The following is a 21872-nucleotide window of genomic DNA, read 5'->3' as shown; positions in this document are numbered from 1 at the left end:
CTCAGAGTAATGAAAGACTAGTTATCCATCCCGCGACGCAACGTCATATCCACCTGAAAATAGGACTCGGGATCTCCCCCGCGAAAAAAACCAGGCAGTTTAGACTGTAGATCAGTAATGTTAGACGGAGAAAAGCTTGTTCTGACTGCTGTAGCGTAGCTCGAAAGAGTTGTAATTTGTTCGTGCACTTCTTTTCTTATTTTATGTTGCTTATTAAATACGCCAAACTTATCAGGCAAATCCAAAATAGTTCCAGAGCTTTTTCGTGACTTGGAGAATTCTTCCAAAGCATCTCTATTGGACGGAGACAAACTCTTCAAAACCTTACGCAACCCCGGAGCCATCTCAAGCTCATCTGCATACTCGCGAATAACCTCGCCGGCAAGAGCTGAGAGCTTCTTAGGCCCACCCCCTACCTCTTTATGATTAATCGACTTCGATAAGTGATCCTGCCCAAAAGGCAACCTCCGCCTTCCTCCTCGATAGGGGAAATTAACTTCCGGAAAAAAGCCCTTAGAGGATCTACCTGCTGCTCGCGCAATTCCAGACAAGCGCATTACTTCACGTGTAGTTAAATTAAACCATGCAACATTCCCCGTTGGATCACTCATATTCACTGGATCGCCCAAACAATAGGCGTATGAATTCAACCCCCCTTTACCAAACGGGCTCAAACTGTCGGGACTATTAAAACGCTTCAACACTGGGTTAAAAGCTCGATAACCATTACCCAACAGATAACATCCAGTGAAGAGGTCGCGCCGTTCACCATTGAAAGCCAGCATGCTGGTCAATCCGATTTCTGGACGAAAATGACCATAAGGTGTGTACGCAATTGAACTTTGCAGGTACTTGCCCGTCATGTGCAATACCGAACTCATCCTGTCCGTGACCAACAAGTTAGTTTCCACACTTTCATCCCGACGCAACTGTTGAGCCAGCAGTTGATCACTCTGCTGCATTATCGAGCATTGAGAAAGACCTTGAATCTCTGTAACCAGTCGACCATCGCAATAGAAACGCTGGCGCCCCTCCTTTTCCGAAGGTTTCAAGCCAATAAGACGATCCAACGGATCATATTCATAACGGCAGCAAATGGAATCCTGTTGAAGATGCATTGCGGAAACTCCCTTGAACCCTTGGATGCACGATTTCCAGAGTCCTTGATCGCGCTGGACTTGTCTACTATCAGAACTGATAGGTAGTTTCGCCTCAACTTAAGGTGTTGGGTAATCTAACGAATTAAAAAACTCGGAAAATTGCGCGCCACTGTTTCCGTTCGACTGTATTTTATTGATGACTGAATCGCTGCATGAGCAAGTTTGCCCGCACAAATATGGAGGCTCTCTTATTCAAAGCCACTCCCTCTCTTTGAAATAAAGACTCCGATCCCCCAGCGAACAGCGAATTAGTTGCAGTTGTTCGTCGAGCGAGCTGAATCAAGACTGCTCGCAATGGGGCCCGTCAGGTCAACCCCGCATTCACAAGCAACGCCTCCAGCGCCAACAAATCCGGCACCTTCGCCACCTGATCCGCCACCTGCACCGCCGCTGTCTCCAGCGAACACAACGGCACATCGACATAGCTCAACTGGCTGTCGAGCTTGTACGAACGTGGAATCCCCTGCACCAGCATGGCAATGAACTTCAGTTCAGGCCGGCCGCCGAGCGCATTGAGAATGACGATCCGCGCGCGTTCGCCGATGACGATTTTCTGCCCGCATGCCGACTCGAAACTGAGCAGCGGGATCTGCCGGTTGCGCCAGGCGACCCGCCCCAGATACCACGGCGGAGTATCCAGATCGAACGCCGCAGGCTGGTAATCGATCAGCTCGGCGATCGCCACGTTGGGCAGGATCAGGTTGCGGTCGGCCAGAGGCAGCAGCAGCCCGGTGAGGTTGATGCTGTGCTGATTGATGCGCCGCTCAAGCATGGGTTTTGCTCCACAGGGCGATGCTTTCGAGCAGTACCGATTCCTGGTACGGCTTGCCGAGGTAGTCGTTGACGCCGATGGCCATGGCCCGGTCGCGATGTTTCTGGCCGGTGCGGGAGGTGATCATGATGATCGGCAGGTGCTGCAAGCGCTCGTCATTGCGTACCTGGGTCGCCACTTCGAAGCCGTCCATGCGCGGCATTTCGATGTCCAGCAGCATCACGTCCGGCAGGTGTTCTTCGAGCAGCAGCAAGGCGTCGACACCGTCCTTGGCGGTCAGTACGTGCATGCCGTGACGTTCAAGCAAACGACTGGTGACCTTGCGCACGGTGACCGAGTCGTCGACCACCATCACCAGTAATGGTCGCTGCGGTTCGGCCTCGGTTTCGTGACTCACCGGGCGTTGCGGTACGTAGGCCTGCATCGCCCGAATCGGCGCCAGCAAATCGAGAATCAGCACCACCCGGCCATCCCCCAGAATCGTCGCTCCGGAGACACCCTGGACCGCTGCGAACTGCGGGCCGAGGCTCTTGACCACGATCTCGCGGGTGCCGGCCATGGCATCGACTTGCACCGCGATGTGCCGATCGTTGCATTGCACCAGCAGCACCGGCAGCGGCAAGCTCTGGCCCAAGAGTTTTGGCCGGGGGCTGGTCTTCAGCAACTCGCCCAGGTAGCACAGCTCGTAGCGTTGCCCGGCGTATTCGTAGGTCGGTGGATCGAGGCGGAAATGCCCTTCGAGTTCGTTGGGCAACACGCGGACGATGCCTTCGATGGTGTTCAACGGGATCGCATACTGATCCTCAAAGCATTGCACCATCAGCGCCCGATTGACCGACACGGTGAACGGCAGGCGGATGCGGAAGTGCACGCCCTGCCCCGGTACCGAGTCGATGCTCATGCTGCCGCCCAGTTGCCGCACCTCTTCGTGCACCACGTCCATGCCGACACCGCGACCGGAGATTTGGGTGATTTTCTCGGCGGTGGAAAATCCCGGTTGCAGGATGAACTGCAACACGTCGCGGTCGCTGATTTCACTGTTCGGATCGAGCAAACCGCGCTTGATTGCCTTGCGCCGCACGGCGTCCAGCGGCACGCCGGCACCGTCGTCGCGGATGTCGAAAATGATGTCGCCGCCCTCGCGCAACAGGTCGAGGGTGATCCGCCCCTGCGCCGGTTTACCCGCCGCGACCCGCACCTCAGCAGACTCAAGCCCATGGTCCACAGCATTACGCAGCATGTGCTCCAGTGGTGCCGCCATGCGTTCGAGCACGTTGCGGTCCATCTCGCCTTCGGCGTTGCCGACGATGAACTCCACGTCCTTGCCCAACTCACCGGCCACCTGACGGACGATGCGTTTCAAGCGCGGCAACATCCGCTCGAACGGCACCATGCGCGTGCGCATCAAGCCTTCCTGCAACTCGGTGTTGATGCGGCCCTGCTGTTGCAGCAGGTTTTCCGCGTCCTGATTACGCCGGTCGAGGGTTTCCTTGAGGTCGAGCAAGTCGGAGGCGGATTCGAACAGCGCACGCGACAGTTGCTGCAACTGCGAGTGACGATCCATCTCCAGTGGGTCGAATTCTTCGTAACCCAGGCGCTCGGCATCGACTTGCTGGCGGCTTAGAATCCGCCCCTGGGTTTCGGTATCGAGGCGGCGCAACTGGTCGCGTATCCGCTCGATGGTGGTTTCCATCTCGTTCAGCGCCACCTGGGCATCGCTGACCTGCTGTTCGATCCGGCCACGGAAGATCGACGTTTCGCCGGCCAGGTTGACCAGGTCGTCGAGCAGTTCCGCCGAGACCTTGACCATGTCCGCACCGGCATCCGCTTGCAACGGCGGCGCCTCAGGTTTTGCCGCTGCGGACAACACGATGGGAGGCGGGGCTTCGGGCACTGCCGGGTGACTGAAGTTCTTGATCGCGTCGATCAGTCGGTCGGCCGGCGGCAACGGCTCACCGGCACGGGCCGCGTCGAGCATTTGCGCCAGCCGGTCATGGCTGCGTTGCAGCAGTTCGAACAGCGCGCCTGTCGGTTTCAGTGCACCGGCCGACAAGCCTTCGTAGAGAAATTCCAGCTCATGGGCCAGGTCGCCGATAGGGGTAATTTCCACCATCCGCGCACCGCCCTTGAGGGTGTGCAGGTCGCGCAGCAGGGTTTCCACTTCCTGGCGGCTCGAAGGCTCAGCCTGCCAGCGCACCAGCGCCGCGCCGGAGCTCTCGATGATGTCGAAACCTTCCTCGAGGAAGATGTCCAGCAGCTCGCTGTCGTGATGCGCCGAATCGTTGCCGGCCGCCGGCTCGATCACCTCGGCGTGGCCCGCGTGGCCCTGACGGAACGCGCGAATCGCCTCGACCAGCTCGCTCGGGTCGCCCAATGGCTGGCGATTCTGCAACTGCTCAAGTAATTGGGCCAACTGGTCATGGCTGTGCTGCAGCAACTGCGCAAGCACTTCACTGTGGCTGTAGCGGCGATCCACCAGGCCTTCGTAGAGGCTTTCCAGCTCATGGGCCAGATCACCGACCGGCTCGACCTCGGCCATCCGCGCGCCACCTTTGAGGGTGTGCAGGTCGCGTTGCAAGGACGAGAGCGGTGCGCCGTTTTGCGGTTCGTTCAACCAGCGCTGCAAGGCCTGGCCGGCGCTTTCGAGGATGTCCACCGCTTCTTCGAGGAAGATCGAAACGATCTCGTCGTCCAGCTCACGCTCTCCTGCAGGAGCGAGCTCGCTCGCGAAGGGTGTTAACGATGACGCGTTGTCATGGGATAAACGCGGCGTCTGTGAGTCCATCGCGAGCGAGCTTGCTCCTACAGGGTCAGAGGGCAAGGTGTTTTCAAGTTCGGCGGTGGCATCAGACAGGTCACGAATGCTGACCGAACGGCTGCCGTCGCTGCGAATCAGGCCCATGGCCGACGGGTCGAGGCTCTGGTCGAGCAAATCGTGCAAGGCGCGAACCCGATCCGGGCGCGGCGTGACTTCCTGGCCGGCGGCCAGTTCGTCGAGCATGTTGATCAGCGCTTCGTGGGCACTTTGCGCCTCGTGGAAAAACGCCTCGCTGACGGCCAGGCTGCTTTCTTCGACGGCACCGTAGAGGTCAAGCAAGGCTTCGCAGAGTTCATCCACCGGATGCAGATCGGCCAGGTGCGCGCCTTCGCCGAGGGTGGTCAATTCGTCCAGCAACGCACTCAGTTCCTGACGCTCGCCGGGGTGTTGCTGCCAGCGTTGCAACAGGCTTTCGGCGTCGAGCAGGATGTCCATGCCTTCGGCCAGGAAGTTGTTGATCAGCTGGGGATCACGCTTGATGCGCAAGCCGCTGCTCGGAGTATCCAGGAGGTTTTGCAGACGCTCGGCCAGCATCGCCCGAGCCCGCTCGATCAACGCTCCGGCGTGGGGGATCTCGGCCAGCGGATCGGTCCTGAGCTGACGCAAACCGAGCCGGAACAAACCTTCGGCCTCCAGCAGCACTTCGACTTCATCCAGGTCCAGGGCGATCTGGTGGGCCTTGTATTCCCGGGCCAGTTGATCCAGCGGCGTGGCGAGTTCGACAATCGGCAAAACCCCGGCCATCGACGCACTGCCCTTGAGGGTGTGCAAGGCACGCAGCAATTCGTCACTGGCCTGCAACGGCACATGTTCGGCGGCCCGGTCGAGGAAACGATTGAGGCTGCCCAAATGGGTTTCGGCTTCTTTGCGGAAGATCTCCAGCAACAGCGGATCCAGTGCCGAGACGTCTCGGGTGTCTTCCTCGGATATCGGCTCTTCACCCTTGGCCAAGGCATGGGCGCGAGCGGCCAATTGATCGACATCATTGCGTTGGCGCTGGGCATTGGCGGCGTATTCAGCCACCAGTTCCGGCAGCAGGTTAAGTACATCACCAATCAGTTGCTGCACCGTGGCGCCCGGTTCCACGCTGTTTTCCAGTACGCGGTTGAGCAGGTTCTCCACGGCCCAGGCCAGTTCACCGAGCACCAGCGCACGGACCATGCGACCGCTGCCCTTGAGGGTATGGAAAGCGCGGCGCAATTCACTCAGGGCCGAACGGTTGTCGGGATTGATCGACCAGCGCGGCAAATACTCGCGAAGAATTTCCAGGACTTCATCGGTTTCTTCGAGGAACACTTCGCGTAATTCATCGTCCACCGGCTCCTCGCCAAGAGGGGGCGGCAACAGACTGCCCGGCGTATTCAGGGCGGGCGGGTTCAGGGTCGAAACCGGATTGGCGAGCACATCGGCCAGGGTCTGGACGATGGTCGGAGCGTCCAGTTCCTGGCGCTGTTGCATGATTTGCGCTTCGCTGGGGCTCAGCACATCGTCAAGCACTGGCACATGTTGTTCGCTGGGCTTTTCATTAGGGAAGAAACCGAGCGATGCCAGGCTTTTTTCCGCCACATCGAGCAATTGTTCACCGGGCGCCTCGGGGTCGTCGCTGAGGCGCTCAAGGTAATATTCGAGGCTGGTGATGACGTCGGCCAGGCTGTCGAGTTCCTGCCAGCCGGGCTGGCCGGGGTCGAGCAGCAGATGTTCGCGGATGAAGTGGTTGCAGGTTTCGATCAGGCTCGCGGCGCGGCTCAACGGAATCATCGCCAGCGCGCCACGCACCTGGGTCAGCAAGGCCGGCAGTGCCTGCAAATGCTGACGATCCCAGTCGGCGTCGATGTAGTCGACGATCATGTCCTTGGCCTGTTGCAGGCAGATGCGTGCTTCCTTGATCACGATCTGATGGATCTGTGTCAGGTCGGTGGTCGGCAGGCGACTGTCTTCCTGGCTCTCGGGCTCCACCGTACCGACCATGCCGGCCAGCGTGGCTTCGACGTAGAGCAAGGCCCCGGCGACGTCCATGAGGATCGCGTCATCGGGCGCGCGCTGGCCCTGCGCGAGGCTCAGCACCACCGCCAGTTGATCGATGATGACCTTGCGCGGCTGGCCGAAACCCAGCACCGCCAGGGTGTCTGCGATTTGCCGCAGCGGCGCCAGCAGGCTGTCGAGATCGGCGGTGTGTTGCCGGTCACTGCGCACGAACAGGTCCAGGCGCTCTTTGACCCGCACCAGTTCTTCGCACAACGCGGCCAATACCGAACGCATGGCATCGCGGTCAGGACCGGCCAGCCGTGCGCGTTCTTCATCGACCATCGCGCTGTTGGGCAGCGCATCGTCCAGTCCGTAGCGATCTTTCATGGTCAGCATCTGCCCGGTGGGGTGTTCGGCCTTGGCAATGTAAAACAGCAAACTTTTGAGCAGCTCCGGCGGCGCCGGTTCGTTGATTGCGCCCATCCCCTGTTCGAGCAGACGCTTGAGTTCTTTGTCGGCGTCCTTGAACAGGCTGCGCAAGGCCGGACTATTGGCGATCGCGCCGCCGCGCATGCCTTCGACCAGCGCCGAAGCGACCTGCCACAACGGGCTCAGCGGCGCGTTGCCGCACAGGCTTTCGAGACGGGTAAAGACCTTGGCCAGATAACCGAGGTGGGTATCATCATCCTGTTCGCGCAACAAACCAACCAAAGCCATCTGCAACATCTGCCGCAACTTGCGCAGCACATTCGGCAGGTCCGCCGGTTCCAGCAATGCCAGGGACTCTGCGTCCAGCGGCGGCAGGTCCGGCAATTGCGGGCTGAACAGGCTGGTTTCCGACAACAGGCTTTCGCCACGGGCGCTGCGCAGGTCGTTGATCAACGGCAGCACCACCAGCGGCAAGTCGCGGCGGGCACTTTGTACCCGGTCGAGGTAAATCGGCAGTTGCCCTAGGGCTTGCAGCATCAGGTGCAGCGCTTCGTCACGATGGCTGACACGCCCCTGTTGCAAGGCGCTGACCAGTTGTTCCATTTCTTCGGCAAGCAGGGCCGCGCCGTAGAATTCGACCATCTGCAAACTGCCGTGAACCTGATGGATGCACGCCAGGCATTCGCTCAGGGCGTGCGTCGCCTGCGGGTCATCAAGCTGGGTTTCGATCGCGTGATGAGCCTGCTTCAACGTTTCGGCAATCTCGCCTTTGACCCATTCGAGGGCCACATAGTCGTGCCGATCACCCATAACCACTCCAGTTCCCACTTCAGTCATTCACCTACGCCCATGGGCGGTTCAAGCTTTGTCCGTCACTTGCGTCTTGGTGGCCGGCAAGGTGAAACCGGACACCGAACGGCGCAGCTGACTGGCCATTTTCGCCAGGTTGCCGATGCTCTCGGCGGTGGCGGTAGAGCCGGACGAGGTCTGCGTGGTGATCTGCTGGATCACGTTCATCGTCAGGGAAATCTGACCGGCAGACGACGTCTGTTGTTGTGCTGCGTTGGAAATGCTCTGGATCAGCGCCGCAAGGGTTTTCGACACCCCTTCGATTTCTTCCAGGGCCACGCCGGCATCCTGCGCCAGACGGGCGCCGCGCACCACTTCGGTGGTGGTCTGCTCCATGGAGATGACCGCTTCGTTGGTGTCGGTCTGGATCGCCCGCACCAGGGTTTCAATCTGTCGCGTGGCCGCTGAAGAGCGTTCGGCTAAACGTTGCACCTCGTCGGCAACCACCGCGAAACCGCGCCCGGCATCACCGGCCATCGATGCCTGGATCGCTGCGTTGAGGGCGAGGATGTTGGTCTGATCGGCAATGTCATCAATCAGGCTGACGATGTCGCCGATTTCCTGGGAAGACTCGCCCAGGCGCTTGATGCGTTTGGCGGTGTCCTGGATCTGCTCGCGAATGTTGTCCATGCCGTGGATGGTGTTGTGCACCACCTCGTTGCCCTTGTTGGCGATCTCCACCGAGCGCTCGGCCACCGCCGAGGATTCGGCGGCGTTGGCCGACACCTGATCGATGGACTCGGCCATGTCGTTGATCGCGGTGGAGGCTTCGGAAATCTGCTGCGCCTGATGCTCCGAGGCTTGCGCCAGGTGCATGGCGGTGGCCTGGGTTTCCTGCACGGCGGCGGCGACTTGTCCGGCGGTCAGGTTGATGGTGGCCACGAGGTCGCGCAATTGGTCGACGGAGTAGTTGATCGAGTCGGCGATGGTGCCGGTGAAGTCTTCGGTCACCGAGGCGGTCACGGTCAGGTCGCCGTCGGCCAGGTCCTCGATTTCATCGAGCAGGCGCATGATCGCGTTCTGGTTGCGCTCGTTTTTCTCGGCGGTTTCGCGCAACTGGCGATTGGTTTCGCGAACCATCACCAGACCGATGAGGATGATCGACATCAGTGCCGCCAGGCCCAGCACATAACCGCCGATGGTGTCGGTGTTGCGTCCGCCGGCAAGGTTTTCAAAACCGCCGGCCAGGTGCGAGGCTTCATCGAGCAGGGTTTGCGACAGGCTGAAAATATTGGTCGCCGACTCGCGCACCTTGAACAGCTCCGGCGAGGTTTCGAGGATTTCATCCACCGAGCCAGAAACGAATTCGAACAGCTCGGAGATTTCACTCAACCGCGCCCGTGCATCCTGATCCTCAACCTGACTGATTTTCAGCGCCGCGTTGCCCTGGAGCATGCCGTTGAGCACCTGGCCGAATCGCGCCGCATCGCGACCGAAGGCGTCGGCGGCCTGTTGCGAACTCTCGTCGCCGGACAACACCGTGTTCACCGCACCCAGAATGCGTTCGGCCAGCAGCGATTGACGCTGGGCCACCGCTACCTGAGCGGCCGGGGCGCCGCGTTGCAAGAGGATTTCCACGACCTTCTCGTACTCGACCTGCAACTGCGGCACGGTTTCGGCCAGGGTCGCGGCGACCTGATGCAGCGACAGCACCGTCTGCTCACTGGACAGAATGGCGTCGGTATTTTTCAGCAGGCGTTCCCAGTCCATCTGCACGGCACGCATTTCCGGGCGCACGGTGGCGGGTGCCGGGGGCAGGCCGGTGGAAGGATCACCCTTTTTCAGGTAGCTCCAGCGCTGGGCAAAATCGTTGCGCGCATCGCTGAGCAACTTGAACGCCGCGGCCTTGCCGGCGGCGGCTTCGGTGGCGTTCTTGGCAATACGCTGCGACAGCACGCGCAGTTCGCCGGCGTGACCGATGTACTGTTTGTCGTAAGTAGCCTGGGTGTTGAGGTACGCGAAGTTGGCGAACAACAGCATGATGAAAATGATCAGCGCGATGAACAACGCGATGATCTGCGAACGACTGCGCGACCCTTCCATTGGCTTGCCTGTTTTTGCTTTTATCATCGGTCTTCGCCTGTTAACCACACCCTTTTCAGCCTTGCCCAAACCCCTGTGGGAGCGAGCCTGCTCGCGATTCAGGCGCCGCGGTGTATCCGCAACACCGCGTTATCGTTCAATCGCGAGCAGGCTCGCTCCCACAGGGTTCATATTTGCCGTTTACAGCGCGATGCTCATGAACCCCGGTGAGGTCGCCAGCGCAAACGGGCTGAACACCTGCCATGGCTGCTCCCGCTGAAACCGGCCCTTGATGAACGACGCCATCGGCCCATTCAAGGTATCGACCGGCTCCAGACTGTCCTGAGCAAAATGCTGCAGGCCGAAGACCTCATCGACCATCAGCCCGGCGAACACCTCTTGATGCTCCACCACCAGCACCCGCCGTTGCCGGCGCGCCACCGACAGTTCGTGCCCGACGAACGCTCCCAGATCCATGACCGGCAGCAAGCGCCCACGCAGGTTGGCCACGCCCTTGACCCAGGATTTGACGCCCGGCACCTGGGTAAACCGCGGCTCGTGCAGCACTTCGCTGACTTCGCTCATGGGCGCGACGTACCAGTGTTCGCCCAAGCGGAAACCGATACCGCTCCAGCTGTCCTGCCGGGTCGGCTGCGACGGCAAGTCCGCCGCCAACAGGCGACAGCGCTCGTCGATCTGCAGCAGCAGCTCAAAAGCCGTCAGCGACTCGGTCATGGCCGGACGATCAACCGGCCAGCACGTTGTTCAGGGTTTTCAGCAAGGTTTCTTCATCGACCGGTTTGGTCAGGTAATCCTTGGCGCCCTGGCGCGTGCCCCAGACTTTGTCGGTTTCCTGGTCCTTGGTGGTGATGATAATCACCGGGATGTGCCCGGTTTCAGGGTCTTTGGTCAACTGGCGGGTCGCCTGGAAGCCGTTAAGGCCGGGCATGACGATGTCCATCAGCACCGCATCGGGTTTTTCCTGGCGGGCCAGGGCCACGCCGTCGGCGCCGTTTTCGGCTTTCAATACTTCATGACCGTGCTTTTCCAGCATGCCGGTCAGTTTGTACATTTCAGTCGGCGAATCATCGACGATCAGAATACGTGCCATGGTCTTCCCCATTCTTGTCGACGCAAGGCCCGCTGGCCGAGCGTCACTGTGCGTGTCTTACTGCGGCAAAACGGCGGCGAAGCCCGGAACATGGGCCTGGATCGCGTTCAGCAGTTCTTCCTTGCTGAAAGGCTTGGTCAAAAACTGGTCGGAGCCGACGATGCGTCCCTTGGCCTTGTCGAACAGCCCGTCCTTGGACGACAGCATAATCACCGGCGTGGACTTGAATGCACTGTTGTTCTTGATTAAAGCGCAGGTCTGATAGCCATCCAGGCGCGGCATCATGATGTCGACAAAGATGATGCCGGGGTGATTGTCGGCAATCTTGGCCAGGGCATCGAAACCGTCGATGGCCGTGATGACCTCACAACCCACGTTCTTGAGCAGCGTTTCGGCGGTGCGGCGAATCGTCTTCGAATCGTCGATCACCATGACCTTCAAGGCGCTGGGGTGCTGTTCCATAAATGCTCTACCGTCGCCTTTGTGAATCAATTTGTCCGTTTGGCGGCTCGAAACCCTTGATACTCAAGGGCCACCACAACATGGCAGTCTTTTTAGCACAGTCTCAATAACCAATCTATCGGCCGACCGGCACGGTGGTTTTTCCTTGACCGGGAACACACTCAGCGCCACTCTGACGCCACTTTTTTCGCACCGATCCGGTAGCCAATTTTCGAGGAAAACCCAATGAGCGTTCGCGTCGGGATTGTCATGGACCCTATCGCCAGCATCTCCTATAAAAAGGATAGCTCGCTGGCCATGCTGCTGGCCGCGCAGAAGCGTGGCTGGGAACTGTTCTATATGGAACAGCGCGACCTGTACCAGGGCGAAGGCCAGGCGCGGGCGCGGATGCGTCCGCTGCAAGTGTTCGCCAACCCGGAAAAGTGGTTCGAACTGGGTGCCGAGCAGGATTCGCTGTTGAGCGACCTGGACGTGATCCTGATGCGCAAGGATCCGCCGTTCGACATGGAGTTCGTCTACTCCACCTATCTGCTGGAACAGGCCGAGAGCGCCGGCGTGCTGGTGGTCAACAAGCCGCAGAGCCTGCGCGACTGCAACGAGAAACTGTTCGCCACGCTGTTCCCGCAGTGCACGCCGCCGACCGTGGTCAGCCGCCGCGCCGATGTGCTGCGTGAATTCGCCGCCAAACACGGCGATGTGATTCTCAAGCCGCTGGACGGCATGGGCGGCACGTCGATCTTCCGTCACCGCGCCGGCGACCCGAACCTGTCGGTGATCCTCGAAACCCTGACCGCCCTGGGCGCCCAGCAGATCATGGGCCAGGCTTACCTGCCGGCAATCAAGGACGGCGACAAACGCATCCTGATGATCGACGGCGAGCCTGTGGATTATTGCCTGGCGCGCATTCCTGCTGCCGGTGAAACCCGTGGCAACCTCGCCGCCGGTGGCCGTGGCGAAGCGCGCCCGCTGACCGAAAAGGATCGTTGGATCGCCGCACAAGTCGGCCCGACCCTGCGTGAAAAAGGCCTGCTGTTCGTCGGCCTCGACGTGATCGGCGAGCACCTGACCGAAATCAACGTCACCAGCCCGACCTGCATCCGCGAGATCGACAATGCCTTCGGCACCGACATCGGCGGCCTGCTGATGGATGCCATCGATCAGAAGCTCAAGGCACGTTGATTAGCCAAACCAACATTGCGTTATCATGCGCGACCTGTGAAAACGCGATGTTGGTTTCCTTGTCATGACCCTCCCGTCCGATCTGCCCACCGAACTCGCCCACCGTGGCGTGCGCCCGGCCGATCGCCTGGGTTTTACCCTGTTTCTGGCGGCGCTGATTCACCTGGCCTTGTTGCTGGGTGTCGGGTTTGCCGTGGTCGAGCCCAAGCAGATCAGCCGGACCCTGGAAATCACCCTCGCCACGTTCAAGAGCGAAAAGAAGCCGGAAAAGGCCGATTTCCTCGCCCAGGAAAACCAGCAAGGCAGCGGCACCCTGGATAAAAAAGCGATCCCCAAGACCACCGAGATTGCTCCCTTCCAGGACAACAAGGTGCAGAAAGTCACGCCACCGCCAGCGGCCAAGCCTGAACAACAGCAAGCCCCGCCCAAGGCTGCCGTGACCACCGTCGCGCCGACGCCGAAAAAAGCCCCCGCCAAAACCGAAGAACCCAAGCCTGTCACCAAACCTGCGGTGGCCGCGCCGACGTTCGACACTGAACAGCTGTCCAGCGACATCGCCAGCCTGGAAGCAGAACTGGCCAACGAGCAACAGCTGTACGCCAAGCGCCCGCGCATCCACCGCCTGAGCGCCGCCTCGACCATGCGCGACAAGGGCGCCTGGTACAAGGACGAATGGCGCAAGAAGGTCGAGCGCATCGGTAACCTCAACTACCCCGACGAAGCCCGGCGCAAACAGATTTACGGCAATTTGCGGCTGATGGTGTCGATCAACCGCGACGGTTCGCTGTATGAAGTGCTGGTGCTGGAGTCCTCCGGGCAACCGCTGCTGGATCAGGCGGCGCAGCGCATCGTGCGGCTGGCGGCGCCGTTTGCACCGTTTACCGGGGATTTGTCGGACATCGACCGACTGGAGATCATCCGCACATGGAAGTTTGCGCGCGGCGACAGATTGTCCAGTAATTAAAAGATCGCAGCCTACACACTCCCCTCCGGGAGCTGCCGAAGGTGTGATCTTTTGCCTTGTTCAAGCTTGTCAGTTCGCCCCTCGAACGCCACACTAGCGGTCATGAAAAACGTCAGCCCCAGCTACCTCAAGCATCAATTCCTGATCGCCATGCCACACATGGCCGACCCGAACTTTGCGCACACCTTGACCTACATTGTCGAGCACACGGCCAATGGCGCCATGGGGCTGGTGGTCAACCGTCCGCAAGAGCTGAGCCTGGCAGACATCCTTGAGCAATTGCGCCCGGATATCGAACCGCCAGCGCTCTGCCAGCATGTGCCGATCTTCATCGGCGGCCCGGTGCAGACCGATCGCGGCTTCGTCCTACACCCCAAAGGGCAGAGCTTTCAGGCGACCGTTGATCTGGAAGACGAATTGTCCCTGTCGACCTCCCAGGATGTGCTGTTCGCCATCGCCGACGGCTTCGGCCCGCCCAAGAGTCTGATCGCCCTCGGTTACGCCGGTTGGGAAGCCGGGCAACTGGAAGCCGAACTGGCGCAGAACGCCTGGCTGACCTGCCCGTTCGACGCCGACATCCTGTTCAACACCAGCAGCGAGCTGCGCTTGGAAGCCGCGGCCAAACACCTGGGCGTCAACCTCAGCCTGCTCACCAGTCAGGCGGGGCACGCCTGATGGCCCTGCGGTTGATTCTGGGTTTTGACTACGGCACCAAACAGATCGGCGTTGCGGTTGGCCAGGTGATTACCGGCCAGGCCCGCGAGCTGTGCACGTTGAAAGCGCAGAACGGCATTCCCGACTGGGATCAGGTTGAAGCCCTCATCAAAGAGTGGAAGCCCGACGCCGTGGTGGTCGGCCTGCCGTTGAACATGGACGGCACGCCGAGCGACATGTGCCTGCGCGCCGAAAAATTTGCCCGCCGCCTCAATGGCCGCTTCAACCTGCCCTTCTACACCCACGATGAACGCCTGACGACCTTTGAAGCCAAAGGCGAGCGACGTGATCGCGGCGGACAAAAGGGCAGCTACCGAGACAACCCGGTCGACGCCATCGCCGCCGCCCTGCTGCTGCAAGGCTGGCTCGACGAAAACGGCGCACTGTTCGAATCCTGAAGAGCCGCTACGCGCCTCTATATAGCTACAACCCGAGCCACCCGCTACACGAACCGGCTCGGGCCCAAGAAGGAGCAACCATGAGCCTGCCCAATCCCGCCGAACTGATCAGCCAGATGGCCACCCGCCTGAAGGCCCACCTGGAACACCGCGGCATCAGCGACCCGCGCTTCATCGGCATTCGTACCGGCGGCGTCTGGGTCGCCCAGGCCCTGCTCAAGGAACTGGGCAGCGAAGAACCGCTCGGCACTCTGGACGTGTCCTTCTACCGCGATGACTTCAGCCAGAACGGCCTGCACCCGCAAGTGCGCCCCTCTGCCCTGCCGTTCGAAATCGAAGGCCAGCACCTGGTGCTGATCGATGACGTACTGATGAGCGGCCGCACCATCCGCGCCGCCATGAACGAATTGTTCGACTACGGTCGCCCGGCCAGCGTGACGCTGGTGTGCCTGCTGGACCTGGACGCCGGCGAGCTGCCGATCCGCCCGAACGTGGTCGGCGCAACCCTGTCGCTGGCCGCTCACGAGCGCGTGAAGCTGTCCGGCCCGGAGCTTGCGCTCGAACTGCAAGACCTCGCCCTTTAATCCGCCCTATTGAGAGTCCCCCTCGCGATGACGCCTCTAGATACCAAGCGCCCGCTGCAGCTCAATGATCAGGGCCAGCTGCGCCACTTCCTCTCGCTCGACGGTTTGCGCCGCGAGTTGCTGACGGAAATCCTCGACACTGCCGACTCCTTCCTCGAAGTCGGCGCCCGGGCGGTGAAGAAAGTCCCGTTGCTGCGCGGCAAGACCGTGTGCAACGTGTTCTTCGAGAACTCCACCCGCACCCGCACCACTTTCGAACTGGCAGCCCAGCGGTTGTCGGCGGACGTGATCACCCTGAACGTTTCGACATCGTCGGCGAGCAAGGGCGAAACCCTGCTCGACACGCTGCGCAACCTGGAAGCCATGGCCGCCGACATGTTTGTCGTGCGCCACGGTGACTCCGGCGCCGCGCACTTCATCGCTGAACATGTTTGCCCGCAAGTGGCGATCATCAACGGTGGTGACGGCCGTCACGCGCACCCGACCCAGGGCATGCTCGACATGCTCACCGTCCGCCGGCACAAGGGCGGCTTCGAAAACCTCTCGGTGGCCATCGTCGGTGACATCCTGCACTCGCGGGTGGCGCGCTCGAACATGCTGGCCCTGAAAACCCTGGGTTGCCCGGACATCCGTGTGATCGCGCCGAAAACCCTGCTGCCAATCGGCATCGAGCAATACGGCGTGAAGGTCTACACCGACATGACCGAAGGCCTCAAGGACGTCGACGTGGTGATCATGCTGCGCCTGCAACGCGAGCGCATGACCGGCGGCCTGCTGCCGAGCGAAGGCGAGTTCTATCGCCTGTTCGGCCTGACCACCGCGCGCCTGGCCGGCGCCAAACCCGATTGCATCGTCATGCACCCGGGGCCGATCAACCGTGGTGTGGAGATTGAGTCGGCGGTGGCCGACGGCCCGCACTCGGTGATCCTCAACCAGGTGACCTATGGCATCGCGATTCGTATGGCCGTGCTGTCCATGGCCATGAGCGGGCAGACTGCCCAGCGCCAATTCGAGCAGGAGAACGCCCAGTGAAGCTCAGCATTCTCGGCGCACGCGTCATCGATCCGGCCAGCGGCCTGGATCAAGTCACCGATATTCACATCGAAGCCTGCAAGATCGTCGCCCTGGGCGCCGCACCGGCCGGTTTCGTCGCTGTCGACACCATTGACGCCAACGGCCTGGTGGCCGCGCCTGGCCTGGTCGACCTCAACGTCGCCCTGCGCGAGCCGGGCTACAGCCGCAAAGGCTCGATCGTCAGCGAAACCCGCGCCGCCGCCGCCGGTGGTGTCACCAGCCTGTGCTGCCCACCGAAGACCAAACCGGTGCTGGACACCTCCGCCGTGGCCGAACTGATCCTCGACCGCGCCCGCGAGGCCGGCAACACCAAAGTTTTCCCGATCGGCGCCCTGAGCAAAGGTCTGGACGGCGAACAGCTGGCCGAACTGGTCGCCCTGCGCGACGCCGGTTGCGTGGCCTTCGGCAACGGTCTGGAGAGCTTTCGCAATACCCGCACCCTGTGTCGGGCGCTGGATTACGCGGCAACCTTCGACCTGACGGTGATTTTCAACTCTCAGGATCACGACCTCGCCGACGGTGGCCTGGCCCATGAAGGCCCGACCGCGAGTTTCCTTGGTTTGCCGGGCATTCCGGAAACCGCCGAAACCGTGGCGCTGGCCCGAGATCTGCTGCTGGTCGAGCAAACCGGCGTGCGTGCACACTTCAGCCAGCTCACCAGCGCTCGCGGTGTGGCCTTGATCGCGCAGGCTCAGGCCCGTGGCTTGAAGGTCACCGCCGATGTCGCGTTGTATCAACTGATCCTGACCGACGAAGCACTGATCGATTTCAGCAGCCTGTACCACGTGCAACCGCCGCTGCGCACCCGCGCCGACCGCGACGGCCTGCGTGAGGCGGTGAAATCGGGTGTGGTCTCGGCCATTTCCAGTCATCACCAGCCTCATGAGCGGGACGCCAAACTGGCACCGTTCGGCGCCACGGAGCCGGGCATCAGCAGCGTTGAGCTGTTGCTGCCGCTGGCGATGACCTTGGTGGAAGACGGTTTGCTGGACTTGCCTACATTGCTGGCGCGCCTGAGCGCTGGCCCGGCCGAGGCCTTGCGCCTACCGGCAGGCAAACTGGCGGTAGGCGGTGCGGCGGACATCGTGCTGTTCGACCCTGCGGCTTCGACCGTGGCCGGTGAGACCTGGCTGTCCAAGGGCGAGAATTGCCCGTTCATTGGGCATAGCTTGCCGGGTGTTGTGCGTTACACCTTGGTGGATGGGCGTATCAGCCACCAGGCTTAAGACCGCGTCGCCCCAATCGCCAGCAGGGCTGGCTCCCACACAGGATCTGTGAATAACACAAATCCCCTGTGGGAGCTAACCTGCTAGCGATGGCTTACTGGAAGGTCCCACGATTCTGCGCGTTGCGCACCGAAACCTGATCATTCAGCGTCCAGAAGTCATACAAAACCCCCAGAAAGAACAACCCGCCCGTCACCAGGTACAGCAACCCGCTGATCCACTTCCCCTGATACATCCGGTGCACGCCGAATACCCCGAGAAACGTCAGCAGAATCCACGCCACGTTGTATTCGATGGGGCCTGCGGTAAACCGCAAATCCGCTTCACGGTCCATGGCCGGGATCAGGAACAGGTCGATCAACCAGCCAATCCCCAATAATCCGAAGGTGAAAAACCAGATTGTCCCGGTCACCGGCTTGCCATAGTAGAAGCGGTGAGCACCGGTAAAACCGAAAATCCACAGCAGGTAACCAATCACTTTACTGTGCGTGTCTTGATGCGGAACGGGCGATTGATAGGTGTTCATGGATGACCTCGATTCACACGATAGATAAATATTCTTTAAATCTTTGTGACTTTTTTACAGGCACCCGACGTATGGCAAATGCTACCTTCACTCCCGCCAAAGCCCTGTAGCCGCTGAGTTCTGTCCGACAATTGCGTCCTTTTTCTGCTTATTTGGTTCCGTTAGAACCAAGTGGAATCGACAAACGGCCTCGGAATGCCAAAAAAAGCTGTTATAAAGTTTCGCGCTAACCCATACGAGCCTTGCCTAATGCGTCCATTTTTCAAGACATGGCTAACCATTTGCCTATTATTGCCACTGGCCGCCCACGCCACCAATCGTGAGCAACGTCTTCCGAACGTTAATGGTTACACCCCAAAATCCCATGCTTCTGCTCCTTCAAGCAAAAGCAAAAAATCGCTCAAGACCGCTCCGCAATTGAGCAGCAGCAAAAGCAGCCTTGTTCCGCCAATGGCGAGCAAGGAAAGCAGCAACGTGCTGAGCCGCGCCGTGAACGTCCTCGGTACGCCGTACCGTTGGGGCGGCAGCAGCCCGAGCAAAGGCTTCGACTGCAGCGGCCTGGTGAAATACGCGTTCAACGACGCCACGTTTGACCTGCCACGTACTTCCAATGCCATGGCCAGCGGTCACGGCGAGAAAGTCGATCGCAACGATTTGAAACCGGGCGACCTGATTTTCTTCAACATCAAGAGCCGTCGAGTCAACCACGTTGCCATCTACCTGGGCAACGACCGCTTCATCCACGCGCCTCGCCGTGGTAAATCGGTGACCATCGACACCTTGAAGAAGCCGTACTGGGAAAAACATTACGTGGTTGCCAAGCGGGTTCTGCCTAAAGAACAGAATGCGTTGCGGGTTGTTCAGCGCTGATCTGACACACGATCAAAAGATCGCAGTCTTTGGCAGCAGCTCCTACATTTGTAGAAGCTGCCAAAGGCTGCGATTTTTCGCTTTCAGGGATCTCAAAACCCATCCGGTGACCGCGCCTTCTCCTGCGCCTGCTCCCGACTGACCAACCCTCTGGTCACCAAGTCCCTCAAGCCCATATCCAGTGTCTGCATCCCCAACGAACCACCCGACTGGATCGATGAGTACATCTGCGCCACCTTGTCCTCGCGAATCAAATTCCGGATCGCCGACGTTCCCAGCATGATTTCGTGCGCTGCAATGCGCCCGCCGCCGATTTTCTTCACCAGCGTCTGCGACACCACCGCCAGCAACGACTCGGACAGCATTGAGCGCACCATGGACTTCTCGTCCCCCGGGAACACGTCAACGATCCGGTCGATGGTTTTCGCCGCCGACGTGGTGTGTAGCGTGCCAAACACCAAGTGACCGGTTTCGGCGGCGGTCAGCGCCAGGCGAATGGTCTCCAGATCACGCATCTCCCCCACCAGAATCACGTCCGGGTCTTCGCGCAAAGCCGAGCGCAGCGCCGTGGCGAAGCTGCGGGTATCTCGGTGAACCTCACGCTGATTGATCAGGCATTTGCGCGATTCGTGGACGAACTCGATGGGGTCTTCGATGGTGAGGATGTGGTGATGGCGATGGTTATTCAGGTAATCGATCATTGCCGCCAACGTGGTGGACTTGCCGGAGCCCGTCGGCCCGGTCACCAGCACCAGGCCGCGAGGCGCGTCGGTCATCTTGCGGAACACGTCGCCCATGCCCAATTCGTCCATGCTCAGGACTTTGGACGGGATCGTGCGGAACACCGCGCCGGCGCCACGGCTCTGGTTGAACGCATTGACCCGAAAGCGCGCCACGCCGGGCATATCGAAGGAAAAGTCGGTTTCCAGGTGTTTTTCGAAGTCCACCCGCTGGGTGTCGTTCATGATGTCGTATATCAGCGCCTGCACCTGCTTGTGGTCCAGAGCCGGCAGATTGATCCGTCGAACATCCCCATCCACCCGGATCATCGGTGGCAGGCCGGCGGACAGGTGCAGGTCGGACGCGCCCTGTTTGGCGCTGAACGCCAGCAGTTCAGTGATATCCATAGCGTCTCTCAATTCCAGTAGAATGCCGCGAACCTTCAGACCGTTGGCGCCTCTTGATGTCCACCATAGCAGACAACATTCAACTGGTTAGTTCGCGCATACATGCCGCAACACTCGCCGCCAACCGCGCCGAAAATAGCGTCCAACTGCTGGCCGTGAGCAAGACCAAACCCGCACAAGCCCTGCGTGAAGCCTATGCCGCCGGCCTGCGCGACTTTGGCGAGAACTACCTGCAAGAGGCCCTGGGCAAGCAGCTCGAATTGGCCGACCTGCCCTTGATCTGGCACTTCATCGGCCCCATTCAGTCGAACAAGACTCGCGCCATCGCCGAGCACTTCGACTGGGTGCATTCCGTGGATCGCCTGAAAATTGCACAACGCTTGTCCGAACAACGTCCTGCCGATCTGCCGCCATTGAACATCTGCATCCAGGTCAACGTCAGCGGTGAGGCCAGTAAATCCGGCTGCGCCCCGGCGGACCTGCCGGCCCTGGCCAACGCCATCAGCGCCCTGCCGCGCCTGACGTTGCGCGGGTTGATGGCCATTCCCGAGCCGACTGAAGATCGCGCCGCACAGGATGCCGCTTTCGCTGCCGTGCAAAGCCTGCAAGCCAGCCTGAACCTGCCGCTGGACACACTTTCCATGGGCATGAGCCACGACCTTGAGTCGGCCATTGCCATGGGCGCCACTTGGGTCCGAATCGGCACCGCGCTGTTCGGTGCTCGCGGCTCTTCACAAATGCACAGCCAGCCATAAGCGATGGCTGACACACTTATGAATAAGGACCTGACATGAGCAAGACACGTATTGCCTTTATCGGTGCCGGCAACATGGCCGCCAGCCTGATCGGCGGCCTGCGGGCCAAAGGTCTGGACGCGGCGCAGATCCGCGCCAGCGACCCGGGTGAAGAAGCCCGTGCCCGCGTGAGCGCCGAGCATGGCATCGAGGTGTTCGCCGACAACGCCCAGGCCATTGAAGGCGCCGATGTGGTGGTGCTGGCGGTCAAGCCACAGGCGATGAAAGCCGTGTGCGAAGCCATTCGAACGAACCTGAAGCCCGGGCAACTGATGGTGTCGATTGCCGCCGGCATCACCTGCGCCAGCATGAACAACTGGCTCGGCGCCCAGCCGATCGTGCGCTGCATGCCTAACACCCCGGCACTGCTGCGCCAGGGCGTGAGCGGTTTGTTCGCCACCGCAGAAGTGACCGCCGAACAGCGTCAGCAAGCTCAAGAACTGCTGTCTGCCGTGGGTATCGCTGTGTGGCTAAGCGAAGAACAGCAACTGGACGCGGTCACCGCCGTTTCCGGTTCTGGCCCGGCGTACTTCTTCCTGTTGATCGAAGCCATGACCGCCGCCGGCGTGAAGCTCGGCCTGCCAGCAGACATCGCTGCGCAGCTCACCGTGCAAACCGCCCTGGGCGCCGCGCACATGGCTGTGAGCAGTGATGTCGACGCCGCCGAACTGCGTCGCCGCGTCACCTCACCTGCGGGCACTACGGAAGCGGCCATCAAGTCGTTCCAGGCCAGCGGTTTCGAAGCACTGGTCGAAAAAGCACTGGGCGCCGCCGCGCACCGCTCCGCCGAAATGGCTGAGCAACTCGGTCGCTAATCAGCTCTTAATA

At 60.5% G+C, this 21872-nt stretch carries 19 protein-coding genes; 10 read left to right on the top strand and 9 right to left on the bottom strand.

Going from position 1 to position 21872, the window contains the following annotated elements:
• Positions 1 to 17 precede the first annotated feature (17 nt).
• The 7 genes from ACNYC6_RS15510 to pilG form a co-directional block, all read right to left on the bottom strand.
• On the bottom strand, positions 18 to 1118 hold the full coding sequence (locus ACNYC6_RS15510; RefSeq protein ID WP_419708166.1) for an RHS repeat-associated core domain-containing protein: 1101 nt from the start codon (positions 1116 to 1118) through the stop codon (positions 18 to 20).
• 346 nt (positions 1119 to 1464) lie between these two features.
• Positions 1465 to 1932: a chemotaxis protein CheW gene (locus ACNYC6_RS15505; protein WP_419708165.1), complete on the bottom strand. Its 468-nt coding sequence runs from the start codon at positions 1930 to 1932 to the stop codon at positions 1465 to 1467.
• Positions 1925 to 7954 carry an Hpt domain-containing protein gene (locus tag ACNYC6_RS15500; protein WP_419708164.1) on the bottom strand — a complete coding sequence of 2010 codons (6030 nt, stop codon included), beginning with the start codon at positions 7952 to 7954 and terminating at the stop codon, positions 1925 to 1927. The genes ACNYC6_RS15505 and ACNYC6_RS15500 overlap by 8 nt, the downstream gene beginning before the upstream one ends.
• A gap of 48 nt (positions 7955 to 8002) precedes the next feature.
• Positions 8003 to 10063: a methyl-accepting chemotaxis protein gene (locus ACNYC6_RS15495; RefSeq protein WP_419708163.1), complete on the bottom strand. Its 2061-nt coding sequence runs from the start codon at positions 10061 to 10063 to the stop codon at positions 8003 to 8005.
• A gap of 153 nt (positions 10064 to 10216) precedes the next feature.
• A complete protein-coding gene (locus ACNYC6_RS15490; protein WP_419708162.1) occupies positions 10217 to 10750 on the bottom strand; it encodes a chemotaxis protein CheW in 534 nt (177 codons plus the stop codon).
• Positions 10751 to 10760: 10 nt separating this feature from the next.
• Positions 10761 to 11126, bottom strand: a complete 366-nt coding sequence (gene pilH / locus ACNYC6_RS15485; RefSeq protein ID WP_056853968.1) for a twitching motility response regulator PilH — start codon at positions 11124 to 11126, stop codon at positions 10761 to 10763.
• Positions 11127 to 11183: 57 nt separating this feature from the next.
• Entirely contained in the window at positions 11184 to 11588 is a 405-nt protein-coding gene (pilG, locus tag ACNYC6_RS15480) for a twitching motility response regulator PilG (RefSeq protein ID WP_056854372.1), read from the bottom strand.
• A 225-nt stretch (positions 11589 to 11813) separates the two neighbouring features.
• On the opposite strand from pilG, the gene gshB reads away from it, so the two are divergent.
• From gshB to ACNYC6_RS15445, 7 genes are all read left to right on the top strand, one after another.
• Positions 11814 to 12767, top strand: a complete 954-nt coding sequence (gene gshB, locus ACNYC6_RS15475) for a glutathione synthase (RefSeq protein WP_419708161.1) — start codon at positions 11814 to 11816, stop codon at positions 12765 to 12767.
• Positions 12768 to 12831: 64 nt separating this feature from the next.
• Positions 12832 to 13731 (top strand): TonB family protein, encoded by a 900-nt coding sequence (locus ACNYC6_RS15470; protein ID WP_419708160.1) that lies wholly within the window; start codon positions 12832 to 12834, stop codon positions 13729 to 13731.
• A 102-nt stretch (positions 13732 to 13833) separates the two neighbouring features.
• Entirely contained in the window at positions 13834 to 14406 is a 573-nt protein-coding gene (locus tag ACNYC6_RS15465; protein WP_419708159.1) for a YqgE/AlgH family protein, read from the top strand.
• On the top strand, positions 14406 to 14843 hold the full coding sequence (gene ruvX, locus ACNYC6_RS15460; protein ID WP_150734164.1) for a Holliday junction resolvase RuvX: 438 nt from the start codon (positions 14406 to 14408) through the stop codon (positions 14841 to 14843). Before ACNYC6_RS15465 ends, ruvX begins: the two co-directional genes overlap by 1 nt.
• Before the next feature lie 80 nt (positions 14844 to 14923).
• Positions 14924 to 15427 (top strand): bifunctional pyr operon transcriptional regulator/uracil phosphoribosyltransferase PyrR, encoded by a 504-nt coding sequence (pyrR, locus tag ACNYC6_RS15455; RefSeq protein ID WP_419708158.1) that lies wholly within the window; start codon positions 14924 to 14926, stop codon positions 15425 to 15427.
• A 27-nt stretch (positions 15428 to 15454) separates the two neighbouring features.
• Positions 15455 to 16459, top strand: a complete 1005-nt coding sequence (locus ACNYC6_RS15450; RefSeq protein ID WP_419708157.1) for an aspartate carbamoyltransferase catalytic subunit — start codon at positions 15455 to 15457, stop codon at positions 16457 to 16459.
• The gene (locus ACNYC6_RS15445) at positions 16456 to 17727 is read left to right on the top strand and encodes a dihydroorotase (protein WP_419708156.1); all 1272 of its coding nucleotides are present in this window, start codon (positions 16456 to 16458) and stop codon (positions 17725 to 17727) included. Before ACNYC6_RS15450 ends, ACNYC6_RS15445 begins: the two co-directional genes overlap by 4 nt.
• A gap of 94 nt (positions 17728 to 17821) precedes the next feature.
• On the opposite strand, the gene ACNYC6_RS15440 is transcribed toward ACNYC6_RS15445, so the two are convergent.
• The gene (locus ACNYC6_RS15440; RefSeq protein ID WP_419708155.1) at positions 17822 to 18253 is read right to left on the bottom strand and encodes an NINE protein; all 432 of its coding nucleotides are present in this window, start codon (positions 18251 to 18253) and stop codon (positions 17822 to 17824) included.
• A gap of 249 nt (positions 18254 to 18502) precedes the next feature.
• Between ACNYC6_RS15440 and ACNYC6_RS15435 the strand changes: the two genes are divergently transcribed.
• A complete protein-coding gene (locus ACNYC6_RS15435; protein WP_419708154.1) occupies positions 18503 to 19123 on the top strand; it encodes a C40 family peptidase in 621 nt (206 codons plus the stop codon).
• A gap of 92 nt (positions 19124 to 19215) precedes the next feature.
• Here ACNYC6_RS15435 and ACNYC6_RS15430 read toward each other — a convergent pair whose 3' ends face one another.
• Positions 19216 to 20250: a type IV pilus twitching motility protein PilT gene (locus tag ACNYC6_RS15430; protein WP_419708153.1), complete on the bottom strand. Its 1035-nt coding sequence runs from the start codon at positions 20248 to 20250 to the stop codon at positions 19216 to 19218.
• A 56-nt stretch (positions 20251 to 20306) separates the two neighbouring features.
• Here ACNYC6_RS15430 and ACNYC6_RS15425 point away from each other — a divergent pair, with 56 nt between their 5' ends.
• Both ACNYC6_RS15425 and proC read left to right on the top strand, forming a co-directional pair.
• Positions 20307 to 21005, top strand: coding sequence for a YggS family pyridoxal phosphate-dependent enzyme (locus ACNYC6_RS15425; protein ID WP_419708152.1), 699 nt, complete (start codon positions 20307 to 20309; stop codon positions 21003 to 21005).
• A 35-nt stretch (positions 21006 to 21040) separates the two neighbouring features.
• Positions 21041 to 21859, top strand: a complete 819-nt coding sequence (gene proC / locus ACNYC6_RS15420; protein ID WP_419708151.1) for a pyrroline-5-carboxylate reductase — start codon at positions 21041 to 21043, stop codon at positions 21857 to 21859.
• Positions 21860 to 21872 lie beyond the last annotated feature (13 nt).

The sequence above is a fragment of the Pseudomonas sp. NFX224 genome, from assembly GCF_048565165.1.
Lineage (GTDB): Bacteria > Pseudomonadota > Gammaproteobacteria > Pseudomonadales > Pseudomonadaceae > Aquipseudomonas.
This window is presented reverse-complemented; position numbering and strand designations above follow the sequence as displayed.

Bases quoted from the DNA above. Each gene is read 5' to 3' on its own strand.
- proC (WP_419708151.1), top strand. From the start codon at position 21,041: ATGAGCAAGACACGTATTGCCTTTATCGGTGCCGGCAACATGGCCGCC.
- ACNYC6_RS15505 (WP_419708165.1), bottom strand. From the start codon at position 1,932: ATGCTTGAGCGGCGCATCAATCAGCACAGCATCAACCTCACCGGGCTG.
- ACNYC6_RS15500 (WP_419708164.1), bottom strand. From the start codon at position 7,954: ATGGGTGATCGGCACGACTATGTGGCCCTCGAATGGGTCAAAGGCGAG.
- ACNYC6_RS15465 (WP_419708159.1), top strand. From the start codon at position 13,834: ATGAAAAACGTCAGCCCCAGCTACCTCAAGCATCAATTCCTGATCGCC.
- pilG (WP_056854372.1), bottom strand. From the start codon at position 11,588: ATGGAACAGCACCCCAGCGCCTTGAAGGTCATGGTGATCGACGATTCG.
- ACNYC6_RS15495 (WP_419708163.1), bottom strand. From the start codon at position 10,063: ATGATAAAAGCAAAAACAGGCAAGCCAATGGAAGGGTCGCGCAGTCGT.
- ACNYC6_RS15450 (WP_419708157.1), top strand. From the start codon at position 15,455: ATGACGCCTCTAGATACCAAGCGCCCGCTGCAGCTCAATGATCAGGGC.
- ACNYC6_RS15440 (WP_419708155.1), bottom strand. From the start codon at position 18,253: ATGAACACCTATCAATCGCCCGTTCCGCATCAAGACACGCACAGTAAA.
- ACNYC6_RS15430 (WP_419708153.1), bottom strand. From the start codon at position 20,250: ATGGATATCACTGAACTGCTGGCGTTCAGCGCCAAACAGGGCGCGTCC.
- pyrR (WP_419708158.1), top strand. From the start codon at position 14,924: ATGAGCCTGCCCAATCCCGCCGAACTGATCAGCCAGATGGCCACCCGC.
- ACNYC6_RS15435 (WP_419708154.1), top strand. From the start codon at position 18,503: ATGCGTCCATTTTTCAAGACATGGCTAACCATTTGCCTATTATTGCCA.
- ruvX (WP_150734164.1), top strand. From the start codon at position 14,406: ATGGCCCTGCGGTTGATTCTGGGTTTTGACTACGGCACCAAACAGATC.
- ACNYC6_RS15425 (WP_419708152.1), top strand. From the start codon at position 20,307: ATGTCCACCATAGCAGACAACATTCAACTGGTTAGTTCGCGCATACAT.
- gshB (WP_419708161.1), top strand. From the start codon at position 11,814: ATGAGCGTTCGCGTCGGGATTGTCATGGACCCTATCGCCAGCATCTCC.
- ACNYC6_RS15510 (WP_419708166.1), bottom strand. From the start codon at position 1,118: ATGCATCTTCAACAGGATTCCATTTGCTGCCGTTATGAATATGATCCG.
- ACNYC6_RS15490 (WP_419708162.1), bottom strand. From the start codon at position 10,750: ATGACCGAGTCGCTGACGGCTTTTGAGCTGCTGCTGCAGATCGACGAG.
- ACNYC6_RS15470 (WP_419708160.1), top strand. From the start codon at position 12,832: ATGACCCTCCCGTCCGATCTGCCCACCGAACTCGCCCACCGTGGCGTG.
- pilH (WP_056853968.1), bottom strand. From the start codon at position 11,126: ATGGCACGTATTCTGATCGTCGATGATTCGCCGACTGAAATGTACAAA.